13 protein-coding genes are annotated in these 17,299 nt (G+C 70.3%); 5 read left to right on the top strand and 8 right to left on the bottom strand.

Going from position 1 to position 17,299, the window contains the following annotated elements; translation table 11 throughout:
- Positions 1-57 precede the first annotated feature (57 nt).
- Positions 58-1,482: a type I glutamate--ammonia ligase gene (gene glnA, locus Q0747_RS06740; protein WP_298252870.1), complete on the bottom strand. Its 1,425-nt coding sequence runs from the start codon at positions 1,480-1,482 to the stop codon at positions 58-60.
- A gap of 265 nt (positions 1,483-1,747) precedes the next feature.
- Here glnA and Q0747_RS06735 point away from each other — a divergent pair, with 265 nt between their 5' ends.
- The gene (locus Q0747_RS06735; RefSeq protein ID WP_298252868.1) at positions 1,748-2,185 is read left to right on the top strand and encodes an RDD family protein; all 438 of its coding nucleotides are present in this window, start codon (positions 1,748-1,750) and stop codon (positions 2,183-2,185) included.
- Between the two features lie 152 nt (positions 2,186-2,337).
- Here Q0747_RS06735 and Q0747_RS06730 read toward each other — a convergent pair whose 3' ends face one another.
- The 3 genes from Q0747_RS06730 to lipB form a co-directional block, all read right to left on the bottom strand.
- On the bottom strand, positions 2,338-3,090 hold the full coding sequence (locus tag Q0747_RS06730) for a DUF4191 domain-containing protein (RefSeq protein ID WP_298252866.1): 753 nt from the start codon (positions 3,088-3,090) through the stop codon (positions 2,338-2,340).
- Between the two features lie 145 nt (positions 3,091-3,235).
- Entirely contained in the window at positions 3,236-4,237 is a 1,002-nt protein-coding gene (lipA, locus tag Q0747_RS06725; protein ID WP_298252864.1) for a lipoyl synthase, read from the bottom strand.
- On the bottom strand, positions 4,234-4,935 hold the full coding sequence (gene lipB, locus Q0747_RS06720) for a lipoyl(octanoyl) transferase LipB (protein ID WP_298252862.1): 702 nt from the start codon (positions 4,933-4,935) through the stop codon (positions 4,234-4,236). Before lipB ends, lipA begins: the two co-directional genes overlap by 4 nt.
- Positions 4,936-5,077: 142 nt before the next feature.
- Here lipB and Q0747_RS06715 point away from each other — a divergent pair, with 142 nt between their 5' ends.
- Positions 5,078-6,862 carry a serine/threonine-protein kinase gene (locus tag Q0747_RS06715; RefSeq protein WP_298252860.1) on the top strand — a complete coding sequence of 595 codons (1,785 nt, stop codon included), beginning with the start codon at positions 5,078-5,080 and terminating at the stop codon, positions 6,860-6,862.
- 57 nt (positions 6,863-6,919) lie between these two features.
- Here Q0747_RS06715 and Q0747_RS06710 read toward each other — a convergent pair whose 3' ends face one another.
- From Q0747_RS06710 to Q0747_RS06695, 4 genes are all read right to left on the bottom strand, one after another.
- Positions 6,920-7,816: a TIGR01777 family oxidoreductase gene (locus Q0747_RS06710; protein WP_298252858.1), complete on the bottom strand. Its 897-nt coding sequence runs from the start codon at positions 7,814-7,816 to the stop codon at positions 6,920-6,922.
- Positions 7,817-7,923: 107 nt separating this feature from the next.
- A complete protein-coding gene (sucB, locus tag Q0747_RS06705) occupies positions 7,924-9,834 on the bottom strand; it encodes a 2-oxoglutarate dehydrogenase, E2 component, dihydrolipoamide succinyltransferase (protein ID WP_298252856.1) in 1,911 nt (636 codons plus the stop codon).
- A gap of 141 nt (positions 9,835-9,975) precedes the next feature.
- Entirely contained in the window at positions 9,976-11,358 is a 1,383-nt protein-coding gene (lpdA, locus tag Q0747_RS06700; RefSeq protein WP_298252854.1) for a dihydrolipoyl dehydrogenase, read from the bottom strand.
- A gap of 278 nt (positions 11,359-11,636) precedes the next feature.
- Positions 11,637-13,184, bottom strand: a complete 1,548-nt coding sequence (locus Q0747_RS06695) for a leucyl aminopeptidase (RefSeq protein WP_298252852.1) — start codon at positions 13,182-13,184, stop codon at positions 11,637-11,639.
- A 253-nt stretch (positions 13,185-13,437) separates the two neighbouring features.
- On the opposite strand from Q0747_RS06695, the gene Q0747_RS06690 reads away from it, so the two are divergent.
- The 3 genes from Q0747_RS06690 to Q0747_RS06680 all read left to right on the top strand — a co-directional run bounded on the left by Q0747_RS06690 (position 13,438) and on the right by Q0747_RS06680 (position 17,234).
- Entirely contained in the window at positions 13,438-14,454 is a 1,017-nt protein-coding gene (locus tag Q0747_RS06690) for a proteasome assembly chaperone family protein (RefSeq protein WP_298252850.1), read from the top strand.
- 27 nt (positions 14,455-14,481) lie between these two features.
- Entirely contained in the window at positions 14,482-15,831 is a 1,350-nt protein-coding gene (locus Q0747_RS06685) for a nitrate/nitrite transporter (RefSeq protein ID WP_298252848.1), read from the top strand.
- Between the two features lie 77 nt (positions 15,832-15,908).
- Complete coding sequence (locus tag Q0747_RS06680; RefSeq protein ID WP_298252846.1) at positions 15,909-17,234, top strand: DUF4192 domain-containing protein; 1,326 nt, start codon at positions 15,909-15,911, stop codon at positions 17,232-17,234.
- The last annotated feature ends 65 nt before the right edge of the window (positions 17,235-17,299 follow it).

The following is a 17,299-nucleotide window of genomic DNA, read 5'->3' as shown; positions in this document are numbered from 1 at the left end:
GGGGGACCGCCGTCGTCGGACCGGACGGAGCGACGAGCGCCACGCCGGATGATGTGGCTACACGCCGTAGTAGAGCTCGAACTCGTACGGGTTGGGACGCAGGGAGAGCGGGAGGATCTCCATCTCGCGCTTGTACTCGATCCAGGTGTCGATCAGGTCCTGCGTGAAGACGTCTCCGGCCTGCAGGAACTCGTTGTCCGCCTCGAGCGCCAGGAGCGCCTCCTCGAGGGACGCGGGAGCCTTCTGGATGTCCTTGGCCTCCTCGGGCGGCAGCTCGTAGAGATCCTTGTCGATCGGGTCCGCGGGCTCGATGCGGTTCTTGATCCCGTCGAGGCCCGCCATGAGCTGCGCCGCGAAGGCCAGATAGGGGTTCGACGCCGCATCGGGCGCCCGGAACTCGAGGCGCTTGGCCTTCGGGTTGGACCCCGTGATGGGGATCCGGATGCCGGCGGAGCGGTTGCCCTGCGAGTAGACCATGTTGATCGGCGCCTCGAAGCCCTTGACCAGGCGGCGGTAGGAGTTCACCGTCGGGTTCGTGAAGGCGAGGACGGCGGAGGCGTGCTTGAGCAGGCCGCCGATGTACCACCGGGCGGTGTCGGACAGGCCGGCGTAGCCGCGCTCGTCGTAGAAGAGCGGCTGGCCCCCGGTCCAGAGCGACTGGTGGCAGTGCATGCCCGAGCCGTTGTCGTTGAAGACCGGCTTCGGCATGAAGGTGGCGGACTTCCCCCACGCCTGCGAGACGTTCTTCACGATGTACTTGAACTTCTGCAGGTCGTCCGCGGCGTGGGTCATGGTGGTGAACCTGTAGTTGATCTCGGCCTGGCCGGCGCCCCCGACCTCGTGGTGGGAACGCTCCACCTCGAGACCCACGCGGTCCAGCTCCACGCAGATGGCGTCGCGGAGATCGGCCTGCTTGTCCACCGGGGACACCGGGAAGTAGCCGCCCTTGAACGGGGTCTTGTTGCCGAGGTTGCCCCCGGCCTCCTCGCGTCCGCTGTTCCAGGGCGCCTCGACGGAGTCCACCTTGTAGAAACTGCCCTGCGGGGCCGATTCGTACTGCACGTTGTCGAAGATGAAGAACTCCGCCTCCGAGGCGAAGAACGCGGTGTCCGCGATGCCGGTCGAGGACAGATAGGCCTCGGCACGCTCGGCCACACTGCGGGGGTCTCGGTGGTACGGGTCGCCGGTGCGCGGGTTCACGATGGAGAAGTTCAGCGCGAGCGTCTTCTCGATCCGGAACGGGTCGAGGTACGCCGTCGTCACGTCGGGGATGAGCTGCATGTCCGACTCGGCGATGCCCTGGAAGCCGCGGATGGAGGATGCATCGAAGAGCTGGCCGTTGATGAAGAAGTCGGCGTCCACCGTCTTCGCGGGAACATTGAAGTGCTGCTGCACTCCGGGGAGATCGGTGAAGCGGACGTCGACGAATCGGACGTCCTCGTCGGCGATGAACTTGAGGACCTCGTCCGCATTTTTGAACATCTGTGCGTGCTCCTTGAACCATGGATGGGGAATGACCCGGCGCCGGCAGGTGGGACTGCACCGCTCCCGGGTAGGACGAACCACGACACATCCGCGCTGTTCCGCACGGTGCCGAGGACTCGTTCCCACTGTAGGAGCAGGCGGTGTCCCGCTGGTGTCGCCTTTGTTTCCGAGACGTGAAGTGAGGGCAACTGCGGGTACAAGCCTAGCGCGTCCGCTCCCTCGCCCACCCATGGGGCCGGCGCACGACCGGTAGGCTGGATGGGTGGTGAACAGGAGCGACATCGGATCGTGGCTGGACGGGCCTCCGCCGTCGGGCCGCCAGGACTGGCCGGGCCAGCGCCTCGGCCGCCCCGAATCGGGTCCCGGGTCCATCGCGCGCTTCGGTCCGCGGGCAGGAGCGCTGCTGATCGACTGGGCACTGTGCTCGCTGATCTCGGCCGCCTTCTTCGACTACGACGCCGTCGCCACTCTCGCCGTCTTCCTCGCGGAGCAGGTGCTGCTCGTGGGGTTCTTCGGCTACAGCATCGGCCACCGCGTCCTGCGGATGCAGGTCCAGACGCTCGACGGCAAACCGGCTGGGTACCTGACGGCGCTCATCCGCAGTGTGCTCCTGTGCCTGGTGATCCCGGCGCTCATCATCGACGTCGACCAGCGTGGTCTCCACGATCGGGTCCGCAGGACGGGGCTGTTCCGCATCTGAGTCGGTACGCCCTCGCGGGGTACAGCTCCTGCATCCGGCGACAGCTCCTGCGCCTGACGAGGGTCCCCGTACCCGACGAGAGTCTCCGCGCATGACGAGGGCCCCTCCGTGCGGAGGGGCCCTCGTCGGGGGTGTCGCGGGTCGACCGCGGCTCAGCGTCCGCGCATGGCCTTCCGGTCGGGACGCGCCTTGAACGGATCCACGCCCTTCGGGATGGGCAGCTTGGTCCCCAACGCCGTGAGGCGCTTGTCCACGGCGTGGACCTCCTGCTTCGTCAGGGTCTTCTTGAGCTTCTGGACGGTCTTCGGCACCTTGGCGAGGGAGACCTGGCGGTCGCCGCGGCCCGATTCGACGACATGCACCGGCACATTGGGGATGATCCGCGCCATCTTCCGTTTCTCGCCGTCCACGAGTTGCTTGACGCGCGTGGACGGACCCTCGGAGACGAGGATCACGCCCGGGCGTCCGATGACGCGGAACACGGCGTCCTGCGTCCGGGGATTGACGGCCACGGGCTGCTCCTGGAGGATCCAGCCGCGGCGGAGGACACTCAGCGCAGCGCCGGCCGCACCCGGCTTGCCCTCGATCTGCGAGAAGGCGGCCCGTTCGGCCCGGCGGGACAGGATGAAGATCGCGGCGAGGAAGGCCAGCGGGATCGCGATGATCAGCAGCGTGATGACGTTGTCGATCAGCAGACCGATGAGCAGGCCCACCGCGATGATCCCCACGAAGGCCAGCAGCATGAACCAGACCACCCCCGGATCGCTGCGGCGGGTCATCTTGAAGACCTCGATGATCTGCTTCGTCCGCCCGGTCTTTTTCAGCCCCTTCCCGGGTTTGGGCTTGCGGGAGAAGAGACGGCGTTTGGGCGCAGGTGTTCCTGCCGGATCGATCGCGTGTGACATAGTTCTTCGATTCTACGACATGGCCGGGCGACGGCTCGGCGCAGCGCACGTTACCGGTGCAGCCCGAATCACCGGCGCAGCCCCCGCTACCGGAGCAGCGCAGGCTAGCGGTGCAGTGCAGGCTACCGGTGCAGTGCAGGCGAGGTCAGCCGGCGAGCAGGGAGGACGCCTCCTGCGCGGCCGACCCGGAATCGTCGAGGTGCGCGAGCTCCGGGGGAAGCTCCAGGCCCTTCCTGCGCATGGCCCGGGCCCACAGGCGCCCTGCGCGGTAGGACGAGCGCACCAGCGGGCCGCTCATCACGCCCAGGAAGCCGATCTCCTCGGCCTCCTCGCTGAGTTCCACGAACTCGCCCGGCTTCACCCAGCGATCCACCGGCAGGTGGCGCTCGCTCGGCCGGAGGTACTGCGTGATGGTGATGAGATCGCAGCCCGCCTCGTGGAGGTCGCGCAGGGCCTCGGAGATCTCCTCACGGGTCTCGCCCATGCCGAGGATGAGATTCGACTTGGTGACCATGCCCAGGTCCCGGCCCTGCGTGATCACGTCGAGGGAGCGCTCGTAGCGGAAGGCCGGCCGGATGCGCTTGAAGATCCGTGGCACGGTCTCGACATTGTGGGCGAAGACCTCGGGTGCGGTGTCGCAGATGGCCTGGATGTGCTCGGGGCGTCCGGAGAAGTCGGGGATCAGGATCTCGACGCCGGTACCGGGGTTCATGCTGTGGATCTGGCGGATGGTCTCGGCGTAGAGCCAGACGCCCTCGTCCGCGAGGTCGTCACGGGCGACGCCGGTGACGGTGGCGTAGCGCAGGTTCATGGACTGCACCGACTGCGCAACCTTGAAGGGCTCGCTGCGATCGAGTGGCTGGGGTTTGCCGGTGTCGATCTGGCAGAAGTCGCATCTCCTGGTGCACTCGGAGCCTCCGATGAGGAAGGTGGCTTCCCGGTCCTCCCAGCACTCGAAGATGTTGGGGCAGCCTGCTTCCTCGCAGACCGTGTGCAGTCCTTCCTGCTTCACCAGGTTCTTCATCGCGACGAACTCGGGGCCGATGTTGACCTTGGCCTTCATCCAGTCCGGTTTGCGTTCGACAGGGGTCTGGGCGTTGCGTGCTTCGACGCGCAGCAGGCGGCGACCCTCGGGTGCAAGGCTCACAGTAGAGCTCCTTCTGACGTTGTGGTGGCATGGGGGAGGGCGCCGGCGCCCGGACCCACGAGGGTGGACTCCTGCGCGCGCAGTGCGGCCTCGACGAGCGGGACGACGTCGAGCGGTGTGACCGTGCGCCCGGTCTCGGCGGAGATGGTGGTGACCCCGGCGTCGGAGATCCCGCAGGGCACGATCTGCCGGAAGGGCGCGAGGTCGTTGCTGCAGTTGAGGGCGAAGCCGTGCATCGTGACCCGGTTCTTCACCCGGATGCCGATGGCGGCGATCTTCCGTGCCGGTGCATCGGCCGTCTCCGCCAGCCAGACGCCCGATCGCCCGTCGATCCTGCTGCCCTCCAGCCCGAAGTGCCGCAGGGTCGAGATGATCACGTCCTCGAGGACGTGCACGTACTCCGCGACCCGCGCCGGTTCGCGGAGCGCCAGGACCGGGTAGCCGACCAGCTGTCCCGGGCCGTGCCAGGTGAGCTTGCCGCCCCGGTCCACCGGTACCACGGGGGTGCCGTCGAAGGGCCGCTCGTGGTCCTCGGTACGCTTGCCCGCCGTGTAGACGGGCAGGTGCTCGAGCAGCAGGACCGTACTGGGTTCCTCGTGGGCGACCACCCGGGCATGGAGAGAGGTCTGCAGTTCCAGGCCCTGCGTGTACTCGATGTAGTCCGGGGCCAGGCCGACGCGTGACAGAACAAGAGTCATGGACCCAGAGTAGTCCCGCCGGAGCACTGATCGGACGCGATCTTGCCGGCGTCCCGGTGCGGGGGCCGGGCGGCCGTCGACGGAAGCGGGTTCGTCCTGTGGATAACGACCGGGAGGCCACTGCGTGATCTAGAACTGATGCATGAGCGACGAGGTACGACCGGTGGTCCCCGGGCTGGAGGTGGGGCGTCTTCTGGGCGTGGGCGGTTCAGCGGCCGTCTGGCTGGTCGAGGATCCCGACGGGCGGCGCTTCGCCCTGAAGATCGCCCGGTCTCCCCACCGCGACGGGGCCGCGCCACAGGATCCGGCCGCCGGCGATCGTCGGCACGGACGACGTGCCGCCCGGCCCGCGGGGCTCGCGCCCGAGCAGCCCTGGTCGTCCGCCGACGCCGGAGATGCTGTCGACGCCCACGTCGCACGGGGGATCACCGGTGAGGGTTCGGCGCTGCCCCCTGCGGCCGGCGTCACGGAGGAGCTCCGCCTCCTGCGCCGCTTCGTCCACGACCACCTGGTCCGGGTCCACCGGACCGTGGAGACCGACCAGGGCCCCGGCATGCTGATGGACCTGGCGCCCGGGGGTTCCCTCCTGGGGCTCCTCACGAGCCGGGGACCCCTCCCCGTGGCGGAGGTGGTGACCGCGCTGGTCCCGATAGGGCAGGCCCTCGGCTACCTGCACGCCGAGGGGGCACAGCACGGCGATGTCACCCCCGGGAACATCCTGTTCACGAGCGACGGCAGACCGCTGCTCGGCGACCTCGGGACCGGCCGCCTCCTGGGGACGGATCGACGCGCCGACGCGGGTACCCCCGGGTTCATCGATCCGACACGGCGGGCTGCCTTCGATCCCGGCTCCGACGTCTTCGCCCTGGCGGCGGTGGCGTGGTTCGCGCTGACGGGTCGGATTCCCGGGCCGACGGACGAGAGACCCCCGCTGGCCCTGATCAACCCGGAGGTGCCGGTGACTCTCATGCACCTCGTCGAGGACGGTCTGAGCCCGGACCGCGACCGCCGGCCCACGGCCTACGACTTCGCCGCCACCCTGCTGCGCGCTGCGACCCCCGCGCCCGTCGATCTCGTCCCGGCGGTCCACCCCAGTGTGCTGCCCGAACTGCTGACCAGACGCCGCGCCGACACCGCGGTACTGGCGGCTCCGGTGCGGCGCGCCCACGGCGGAGGCCGCCCGTCCCGGCGCAGGGCGGCGCCCGCAGCACCGGGTCGGCGGACGCCACGGACGGCGGATCGGGTGCCGCGCGACTCCCCGGCCCCGCGCAGGCGCCCTCGCAACGGGGTGCCGGTCCCGTCGAGGGCCCTCCTCGCCCTCGTGGCCGGAGCTCTCGCGGTGCTGCTGCTGACGGTGGGTCTGACCCTGACCGACGCACAGGAACCCGCAGTGCGGGCAGGGGAGACCGGGGGCGGGGAGCAGCAGGGGAGCGCCGGGCCGGAGGTCGCGCCCGCCTCGACGGTGGAGCCCCTCGTGGCGCTGGAGGCCCTCGTCTCCTCCAGGGCGGAAGCCTTCCGGGCGGCCGACCCGGCGCTGCTGGCGGGAGTCGACGTCGACGGCTCACCCGCGCTGGCGGCCGACACGGATGCGGTCCGGACCCTCGCCGACGCCGATCGCCGTCTGGCGGATCTGTCGATCACCATCCGCCACGCGGTGGTCCTCTCCGGGCAGGAGACCTCTGCCCCTCCATTCCGGGAACTGCCTGCCGTCAGCGCCGCCCCGCCGGCCACGGAGGTCTCGGTGATCCGGGCGACCGCAGCGCTGTCGTCCTACACCGCTGTGCCGTCGACGGGAGGCTCCGGCTCGTCCATCGACCAGGAGCACGGCCGCCCCGATCCGGTCGTCGCCGGGTCGCAGGAGCTGATCTTCGTCCTGTGGGATGCCGGGTCCGGGTGGCTGATCCACTCGGTGCTACCCCCGCCCTGAACTTCTGCCCTGCGTCCTTCCCGGAGCGGCGGTGTACCGCACCGCGTCTGGTTGGCGCTAGGCCGTCACCATCCGGTGGACCCACCGAGCGAGCGCTTCGGGTGTGGGCTCGTCGAACATGAAGCCCGCGTCCTTCAACGCCCGCGGTTCCATGCGCGTGCTGACGAGCAGCAGTTCGTAGCCCAGCCGTCCGATGACGGTCGTGAGGACGAACCCCGGCACACGGAACCAGACCGGACGCCGGAAGGCCCTGCCGAGCTGCACCACCACGGTGTCGAGGGGCGCCGGCGTCGGCGCGCTGAGATTCACGGGACCGCTCACCGGCGCGGTGAGCAGGAACTCGAGGGCCCGGATCTCGTCGTTCAGGCTGATCCACGGCCACCACTGCCGGCCGGATCCCAGGGCCGTGCCCATGAAGAGCCGGATCGGGGTCAGCAGTTTGGGCAGCGCCCCGCCGCCCTTCGACATGACGATGCCCGTGCGGGCCAGGACGACGCGCACCGGCTCCGGCGCGAGCACGGCCTCTGCCTCCCAGCGTCGGCAGATGTCGGCCAGCAGGGTGTCGCCCGACACCGACGACTCCGTCAGCACCTCGTCGCCGCGATCGCCGTAGTACCCCGACGCCGACTGGCTGATGAACACCTCCGGCGGGTTCTCGGCCCTCCGCATCGCCTGGACGAGCGTCCTCGTGGGCATGATGCGCGACGAGTAGAGCGTCTCCCTGTAGGACCTCGTCCAGAGTCCTCCCGCGATCCCGGCACCGGACAGGTTGATCACGGCGTCGGCCCACTCGACGGCGGAGTCGTCGAGCGCACCCGCGGCGGGATTCCAGCGGATCTCCGACGGACCCTTCGGGTGTCGCCGCACGAGCCGGGCGACCTCGTGGTTCTTCTCGAGCTGACGTGTGAGGGCTGTTCCGATGGTGCCGGACGCGCCGGCGAGGAGGATGCGCATGCTTCCATCGAACCACTAGTCACGAAGGAGCGGTACCGCGCCCCGGGGTGCCTCGACGACAGGACGGGAGCAGCCCCTGGGGGCTGCTCCCGTCCGTGGTGCTGCTCCTACTGGCCGAGGTCCGCCTCGAAGGCGCCGGCTTCGAGGCGCGCCTTGAGGGTCTGCAGGAAGCGCCCGGCGTCCGCGCCGTCCACCAGCCGGTGGTCGTACGTCAGGCTCAGGTACATCATCGAACGGATGGCGATCGTGTCGTCGCCGTCGGCACCCGTCACGACGACGGGCCGCTTCACGATGATGCCGGTCCCGAGGATGCCGACCTGCGGCTGGTTGATGATCGGGGTGTCGAACAGGGCGCCCGCGGAGCCGATGTTGGTGATCGTGAACGTGCCACCGGAGAGTTCGTCCGGGCCGATCTGGCCGTTGCGCGTCCGGGAACCGATGTCGGCGATCTTCTTCGCGAGACCGCCGAGATTGAGGTCACCCGCATCCCGGATCACGGGTACGAGCAGGCCCTTCTCCGTGTCCACGGCGATCGCCAGGTGCTCGGCGTCGTGGTACGTGACCTCCTTCTTCTCCTCGTCGAAGGAGGCGTTCAGCTTGGGGTGCTGCTTGAGCGCCTCGGTCACGGCCTTCGAGATGAAGGGCAGGAAGGTGAGCTTCGCCCCGTTCTGGGCCTGGAAGCTCTCCTTCGCGCCGGTCCGCAGCTTCGCGATGCGGCTCATGTCCACCTCGATGACCTGGGTCAGCTGGGCGGAGACCTCGAGGGATTCCCGCATGCGCTTGGCGATCGTCTGCCGGATCCTGGGCGCCTTCTCCACCGTGCCGCGCAGCTTCGACGGCTCGACGGTGGGTGCGGCGGCCCTGCCGGCCGCGGGAGCGGCCTCCGGCGCTGCGGCCGGCGCCTTCTGCTGGGCCTGCTGGGCCTTCAGTGCCTCCGCAGCCTCGACGACGTCCTGCTTGCGCACACGCCCACCGACGCCCGTGCCCTTGACGGTGGAGAGGTCCACGCCGGTCTGGTTCGCCAGCCGGCGGACGAGAGGCGTGACGTAGGGGGCGTTCGTCGCCGAGGTGTCGTCCTCCGACGAGCCCTGGTCGGCCGTCGGGGTGGACGCGGGTGCCGGAGCGTCGGCTGCCCGGGTGTCCCCGGAGGCCGCGGGTGCCGACTCCGCGCCCGACTCTGCGCCGTCGTCCGCCGCGGACTCCTCTGCGGGCTGCTGCGCCGGTTCGGGCTGCCGGGCGGGGGCGTCGTCGCGCTCGTCCGAGGGCGCTGCGGCCACCGGATCTCCCGACGCGGCCTCGACCTTCTGCGGAGCGGCACTGCCGGAGCCGATCACCGCGAGGACCGCTCCCACCTCGGCGGTCTCGTCCTCGTCGACGCGGATCTCCTGCAGGGTGCCCGCCACGGGGGAGGGGATCTCGGTGTCGACCTTGTCGGTCGAGACCTCGAGGAGTGGCTCGTCGACCTCGACGTCGTCGCCGACGGCCTTGAGCCAGCGCGTGACCGTGCCCTCCGTGACGCTCTCGCCGAGCGCCGGCAGGGTGACCTCGGTCCCCTCGCCTGCGTCGTCGCCGGAGGCGGCGCCATCGCTGGAGGAACTGTCGGTGGAGGCCTCGCCGGCGTCATCGGTGGGAGAGCTGTCGGTGGACGAGTCGTCGGCCGATTCGGCCGCCGCCGGCTCCTCCTCCGCCGGCTCCGCCGCCGGCTCCTCCTCGGCGGGCTCCGCCGCTGCGGCGTCGTCCTCCCCGGACGCTCCGTCGTCGCCGCTTAAGTCCCCGGAGGATCCGTCGCCGATCCGGACCAGGGGGGCGCCCACCTCGGCGGTCTCGTCCTCGTCCACAAGGATCTCCTCGATCACACCGGCGATCGGGGACGGGATCTCGGTGTCCACCTTGTCGGTGGACACCTCGAGGAGGGGCTCGTCGACCTCGACGCGATCGCCGACCTGCTTGAGCCAGCGGGTGACGGTGCCCTCGGTGACGCTTTCACCGAGAGCGGGCAAGTTCACGGATTCACTCATAGTGTGCCCGTTCCTCCTCAAGTAGATCGTTCCTGGCGGCCGGAGGGCATTGGGCCCGTCCGGCCGGACGTGCAAGAGATTTTCTGCTGTCGAGCTTAGTCCACGCCTCCGCGGCACGGACCAGGCCCGTCGAGGACCCGCTCAGCCGTGCAGCGGCTTCCCGGCGAGGGCCAGGTGGGCCTCGCCCAGCGCCTCGTTCTGCGTCGGGTGGGCGTGGATGAGCGGCGCGACGTCCTCGGGGTAGGCCTCCCAGTTCACGATCAGCTGCGCCTCACCGATCTGTTCGCCCATCCGGCTCCCGAGCATGTGCACCCCGACGATGGGGCCGTCCTTCTCGCGGACGAGTTTGACGAGGCCGCCCGTGCCGATGATCGTGCTCTTGCCGTTGCCGGCGAGGTTGTACTCGTGCGTCTCCACCCGGTCGTCGCCGAACTTCTCCCGCGCGGCCTTCTCCGTGTAGCCCACGGAGGCGATCTCGGGGTCGCTGTAGGTGACCTTGGGGATGTTGAGGTCGGCCACCACGACGGGCTTCAGGCCCCCGATCTCCTCGGCGACGAAGATGCCCTGCGAGAAGCCGCGGTGCGCGAGCTGCAGGCCGGGGACGATGTCGCCCACCGCGTAGATGTTGCCCACGCCGGTGTGCAGGCGCTCGTCGGTGATGACGAAGCCACGGTCCATCGTGAGACCGGCCTCCTCGTACCCGAGGTCCTGGGTGAGGGGCCCACGGCCGACGGCGACGAGCATGAGATCCGCATCGAAGGTCTTGCCGTCCTCCAGCGTGACGACCACGCCGTCGTCGTTCTGCTCCACGGACTGGAAGCGCGTCCCGGTGTTGAACGCGATCCCGCGCTTCTTGAAGGCGCGCTCGAAGCCCTTGACGATCGACGCGTCCTCGTTGGGGACGAGGGAGGGCAGCGCCTCGATGATGGTGACGTCGACGCCGAACGACTTCCACACGGAGGCGAACTCGCAGCCGATCACGCCGCCGCCCAGGATGATCGCCTTCTTCGGCACGAAGTCCATGGTGAGGGCCTGGTCCGAGGTGATGACCTTGCCGCCGATCTCCAGACCGGGAAGGCTGCGCGAGTAGGATCCCGTGGCGAGGATGATGTGCTTGCCGGTGTAGACGGTGCCCTCGACGTCGATGGTGGTCTGCGAGGCGAGCTTGCCCGAGCCCTCGATGACCGTGATGCCCCTGGACTTGATGAGCCCCTGCAGGCCGCGGTACTTGCCGGCGATCACGCCGTCCTTGTACTTGTTCACGGCGTCCATGTCGATGGAGTCGAAGGTGGCCTTCACGCCGTACTTCTCCGACTCCCGGGCGCCGTCGGCGATCTCCGCGGAGTGGAGCAGCGCCTTCGTGGGGATGCAGCCGTTGTGGAGGCACGTGCCGCCCAGCTTGCCCTTCTCGATGAGGCCCACCGTGAGGCCCAGCTGTACGGCGCGCAGCGCCGCGGCGTAGCCGCCGCTGCCCCCGCCGAGTACCAGGATGTCGAATTCTTTCGCGGATGCCGATTCGGCCACGTGGACGCTCCTCGCGTGTTCTGGTGACGCGCGGTGCGCGTCGGTTGATGAATCGATGACGGGTGCGGTCGCAGTGCGGTCGCCTGTCCTCGGAAGGCTCTCGTTTTCAGCCTATCCCCAGAAGTAGGCTGCATCCACCCGGAGGGGTGTCCGCCGCGCCCGCAGCCCGACGAAGTGCCCGGGGTCACCCGTCGGTACGGTCGGTACCGCCGATCCGAGCAGGGCGGGCAGGGCGGGCCGGGCTGGGCCCGCCCTGACCGGATCGACGGAGGTCGCGCCTACACGCTGCGGGCGAGCACGTCCTCGACATAGGCGAGGAGGGTGCGCACGCCGACGCCGGTCCCGGCCTTGGGCGTGTAGCCGTACGCCGCTCCCTCGTTGAACGCCGGCCCGGCGATGTCCAGGTGCGCCCACGGGATCTTCTCGCCGTCCACCTGGCCGACGAATTCGCGCAGGAACACCGCGGCGGTCATCATGCCACCGTTGCGCTCACCGATGTTGGCGATGTCGGCGACCTGCGACTCGAGGCTCGGGCGCAGCTCCTCGGGCAGCGGCATGGGCCAGAACTGCTCGCCCGCGCGGTCCGCCGCGGCCTTCACGGCGTCGCGGACGCCGTCGTCGCCCATCACGCCGGAGACCCGCGTGCCGAGGGCGATCATCTGCGCCCCGGTCAGCGTCGCGATGTCGATGATCGCGTCCGGTGCCTCCTCGCTGGCGGCGGCGAGGCCGTCGGCGAGGACGAGCCGGCCCTCGGCGTCGGTGTTGAGGACCTCCACGGTGCGTCCCCCGTAGATCGACAGCACGTCCTCGGGTCGCTGCGCCGTCCCCGACGGCATGTTCTCGGCGAGGCAGAGCCACGCGGTGATCTTCGCGGGGAGGCCGAGCTCCGCGACGGCGAGGAGGGTGCTGAGGACGACGGCGGCGCCGGCCATGTCCAGCTTCATGGTCTGCATGCCCGCGGCCGGCTTCAGCGAGAGTCCCCCGGAGTCGAAGGTGATGCCCTTGCCCACGAGCGCCAGGTGGACGGCGGACTTCGCGGGGGAGTACTCCACCTTGACCATGCGCGGCGGGCGGGAGGAGCCCTTGCCGACGCCGAGGATGCCCCCGTAGCCGTCGCGCTCCAGCCGCTTCTCGTCCATGATCGTGACCTTCACGGGCAGGGACCGGGCGAGCTCCTTGGCGGCCTGCGCGAACGTCTCGGGGTAGAGGTGGCTCGGCGGCTGGTTCACGAGCGAGCGCGTGGTGTTCACGTTCTTGCCGAGGACGGTGGCACGCTCCAGGGCGGACGTCAGCGCGGCCTCGGCGGCCATCGGTGTATGGACGACCACGCTCTTCACCGCGGTCCTGTCCTTCCTGGTCGACACCGAGCCGTCCGGGGTGAGGCCCGACTTGTGCCCGTCGTAGCTGTAGGCACCGAACGCGGCACCCTCGGCGACGGCGGTCGCGGCCTCGGTGGTGTCCGCCGGCAGCGCCAGCACCACGGTGTCGAGACCGGCGAGCTGCCGGACGGCGGCACCGGCCGCGCGGCGCAGGGTCTCGGTGCTCGGGCTGCCCCCGTCCTCCAGCGGCCCGACCCCGGAGAGGACGAGGGAGTCGGCCCCGGTCTCGGGGAGTCCGGGGAGGCGGCGCACCTCGTCGGCGGCGCCCGTGATCCCGAGGACCTCGAGTGAGTCGCCGAGCGCGCGGGCGGCCTTGGCGGGCAGCGGGCTCTCGAGCAGGACCGGTCCGTCCGGCCCCTTGGCGACGGCGATCACGAGCGCGTCGCTCGGGATCTTCTTGAGGTCCTTCGCCGAAGCGCTCAGGTGTAGTTCGGTCGTCGTGATCACGGAATCTGTCTCCTCGTATCCGGATGGGTTGCCCAGGTGCTGCAGCAGGGTTCTTCCCGGACTCTGGTGGGCCGGGATTCGTTCCTCGTCGATCGTAGTCCGTGTGCTGCACGGTTCCGCGGACGGCGTCCTGACGCCCCGTGCAGCAGAGCCGGATCGGTTCCGCTGCGGACGCACGGGAGGGCGCGTCCCCCGGAATGAAGCGGGACGGGCGGGTGTTGACATGGACAGGACTTCACCGGAAGAGAGAACCATGCTGGACCCACGAACGCTGTACACCATCAACACCGACGTCTTCGACGATCCCGAGTCCGTCGGGCTGCCCCTGCTGGTCAGCCTGACCGGCTTCATGGATGCGGGCCAGGTCGTCGCGCAGGTCGGCGAGGAGCTGGTCGACGTGCTGGACCATGACCTGGTGGCCGAGTTCGACACCGATCAGCTGGTCGACTACCGCGGACGACGCCCCAAGATCACCTTCGTGGAGGATCACCTGGAGGACTACAGGCCGCACCGCCTCGAGATCCGCCGTCTCTACGACGGACTGGGGGAGCCCTTCCTGCTCCTGACCGGCACCGAGCCGGATCTGCAGTGGGAACGGTTCGTCCGCGCCGTCGTCGGGATCGTCGAGGATCTCCGCGTACCGCTGGTCTCGTGGATCCACGCCATCCCGATGCCCGTCCCGCACACGCGGCCCATCGGCGTGACCCTGCACGGCAACCGCGCCGATCTCATCGACGGGATGAACGCCTGGCGCCCGACGGCGGAGCTCCAGGCCTCGATCGGGCACGTCCTGGAGCTGCGGCTCATCGAGGGCGGGCACGACGTCGTCGGGCACGTGATCCACGTCCCGCACTACCTCTCCGAGGCCGAGTACTCGCCGGCAGCGGTGGCCGGGCTCGAGTACCTCGGTGCCACGGCAGGACTGGTGCTGCCCACGGACCGTCTCCGCGAGACCGGCCGCGACGTCGAACGGCAGATCGCCAAACAGGTGGGGAACTCCACGGAGGTGCAGTCCGTGGTCTCCTCCCTCGAGCAGCGGTACGACGAGTACGCCGACGGCGCCGCCCGCAAGTCGCTCCTCGTGAAGGAGAACAGCGAGCTGGCCAGCGCCGACGAGATCGGTGCCGCGGTCGAGGCCTACCTGGCGAGCCCGCAGGCGGAGGAGGAATCCACCCTCCTGTGGGAGGCGGAGTTCCCCGGCGCCTCCGATGCGGGAGACCGGCACGAGGACGACGGGAACACCGGTCCGGGAACCGGGCGCACGCCGTAGCAGGACTGGCCGCGCCATAATGGGCGGGTGACTTCCTCGAGGGCGCTACTGGTCTGGGCCGCGGGCGTCACGGCGTACCTGGTGGCCGTGACGCAGCGCACCACCTTCGGCGTCGCCGGGTTGCAGGCCACCGATCGTTTCGAGGCCTCGGCGTCCCAGCTGTCCATCTTCACCGTGGTGCAGCTGCTGGTTTACGCCGGTCTCCAGGTGCCCGTCGGCGTCCTCGTGGACCGGTGGGGCCCGAGGACCCTCATCGTGGCCGGCGGGATCCTGATGATCCTCGGCCAGGTGCAGCTGGCCTTCGCCGAATCGGTGGGTGCCGGGATCGTCGGCCGACTACTCGTCGGAGCCGGCGACGCGACCACCTTCATCAGTGTGCTCCGGCTGCTCCCGGCGTGGTTCCCGTTCCACCGCATCCCCGTCCTCACCCAGTGGACCGGGATCATCGGGCAACTCGGACAGATCGTGTCCGTGATCCCGTTCGTCGCGGTCCTCTCCACCTTCGGGTGGGAGCCGGCCTTCCTCGGGGCCGCCGCCCTGTCCGTGCTCGCCGTCCTCTTCGCCGTGATCTCCATCCGCGACTCACCGGAGGCCGGCAGTGAGCGCTCCGTGCAGACCCTCCGGGAGACGGGGGCGTCGCTCGCCGAGGCCTGGCGGCAGCCGGGAACACGGCTCGGACTGTGGACGCACTTCACCATCCAGTTCCCGGGCACCGTCTTCGTCCTGATGTGGGGTTATCCGTACCTGGTGCGGGCGGAGAAGCTGGGCGAGGGACCTGCCTCTGTCCTCATGACCCTGTTCGTCGCCGTCGGGATCCTCTGCGGGCCGTTCCTCGGGCGGTACGTGGGGCGCCATCCCCTGCGGCGCTCCACCATGGTGCTCGCGATCGCGGCCCTGATCGCGGGTGCGTGGCTCGCGGTCCTGCTCCAGCCCGGACCTGCCCCGCTGCCGCTGCTGGTCCTGCTCGTGATCGCCCTGGCCATCGGCGGCCCGGGCTCCATGATCGCGTTCGACTTCGCCCGCACCTTCAATGCCGCCGCCCGGCTGGGTACGGCGACGGGCATCGTCAACATCGGCGGTTTCCTGGCGTCGCTGCTGTCGATGTTGGTCATCGGCGTGGTCCTCGATCTGCTCCTCGGCAGCGGATTCTCGGAGGGGGACCTCTACGCCCTGGCGTCGTTCAGGATCGCCATGGCGGCGCAACTCGTCGTCCTCGCCGTGGGCGTGGTCAACGTCGTGACGATCCGGCGCCGCGTCCGCCGGCGGATGGCCGAGCAGGGCGTGGTCGTGCCGCCGGTCCGCGAGGTGATCGTCCGCGAGCGCGCACGGCGTCGCGAGCAGAAGGCCGCCCGGCGCAGGAGCGGGCCGGAAGCGTGAGGACCGGCCTCCGGTCCTTGTCCACATAGTAGATCGCCCCGGGGCGCACCGTAGCGTGGCCGGGCAGGGTGGTCGGCATGACCTCTCCGCACCCTGCACCGGGCAGACCCCTCCCACCCACCCTGTCCATCACCTCGCCCGAGGACATCCTGGTCTACGTACCGCACGCTCTCGGCTTCACGCCGCAGGAGAGTCTCGTGGTCCTCACGACGGCGAACGGACGGCTCGGTGCCACGCTCCGGGTGGACCTCCCTGCCGAGGGCGCCGACCCCCTGGAATTCGTACAGGGCGTCCTGTCCTTCCTGCTGGGGGACACCGAAGCCGATGCGACACTCGTGATCGTCTACACCGGGCACCCCTGGCCGCGGCTGTCGCCTCCTGTCTTCGACGAGCTGGTGGCACACCTCGAGGCGGTCCTCGCCGCCGCCGGGATGCCCGTCCGCGCCGGGTGGCTCGCCTCCCCGGCCCACTGGCGTGACTACTTCTGCCGCGACGAGCGCTGCTGCCCCTGGCCCGGCGCCCCGCTCGACGACCTGACGCACAGCCTCCTGGGCGCGGAGCTGGTCTTCGCGGGCAGCAGTTTCGACGCCTCCGCGCCCGCCGCGGTGCTGCGCGGAGCGCCGGAGCTGACCCGGGCGGATCCGGTCGCGGTGGAAGCTGGCGACGTGGAGGACGCCCGGGTCCACTACGCCTCTCGGTGCGAGGGCCGGTGGGACACGCCCGAGCAGTTCGCGGCCACCTCGGCCGCGTGGGATGCCGTGGTCGGGGGACCGGAGCCGCTGCGCACCGACACGGAGGCGCAGCTCACCGGCTTCCTGCTCGCCAGCATCGAGTCCCGCACCGTGCGGGACTTCCTCCTCGTGAGCGCGTGCCTCGGCTCCGCCGCCGCGCTCGCGGGAGCCAGGGCCTGCGGCCTGCTCGTCGGGGGACCGCGGCCTCGTCCGGGTGTCGCCGACGCCGACGCCGACGCCGTCGTGGTCGATGTCGGCGCGCCACGGCGTGCGGTCGGCACGGCGGCGCCGGCCGGGGCAGCGCCTGCCGCCCCGGCCGGCGGACCGGGACCGGAGTTCCTGTACGCCGAGGTGCTGGCGGGCCGGTACGCCGGCCCGATCCTCTGGGCGCGGGTCGACGCGATGGCGTCCCTCCTGGCAAGGCTCGCCGTCGTGTCCTCGGGGGAGTCCCGCGCTGCCGCCCTGACCATGGCTGCCTGGTTCGACTACGCGCGCGGCCGGGGCTCACGGGCCGCCGTCCTCCTCGACGCCGCGCAGGAGGCCGTTCCGGGCTACCGGCTCGCGCGCCTGCTGGACGAACTGCTGCGCAGGGGCGGATTACCGGTCTGGGCTCGGAGCCGCTCCACCGCGTGGTCCCCGGGAGGAGGACGCCTCGGGGAGGGCTGCCCGTGATTACCGGGCCGGGAGCCGCACGTGAGACAATCGGGGTTGCGACCCGGTTGGGTCCGTGCATCAGA

Source organism: uncultured Arthrobacter sp., from assembly GCF_947493765.1.
In the GTDB taxonomy this organism is placed as follows: Bacteria; Actinomycetota; Actinomycetes; order Actinomycetales; family Micrococcaceae; genus Arthrobacter_D.
The sequence above is the reverse complement of the archived record's forward strand: the minus strand, read 5'-3'. Positions and strand labels throughout refer to the sequence as shown.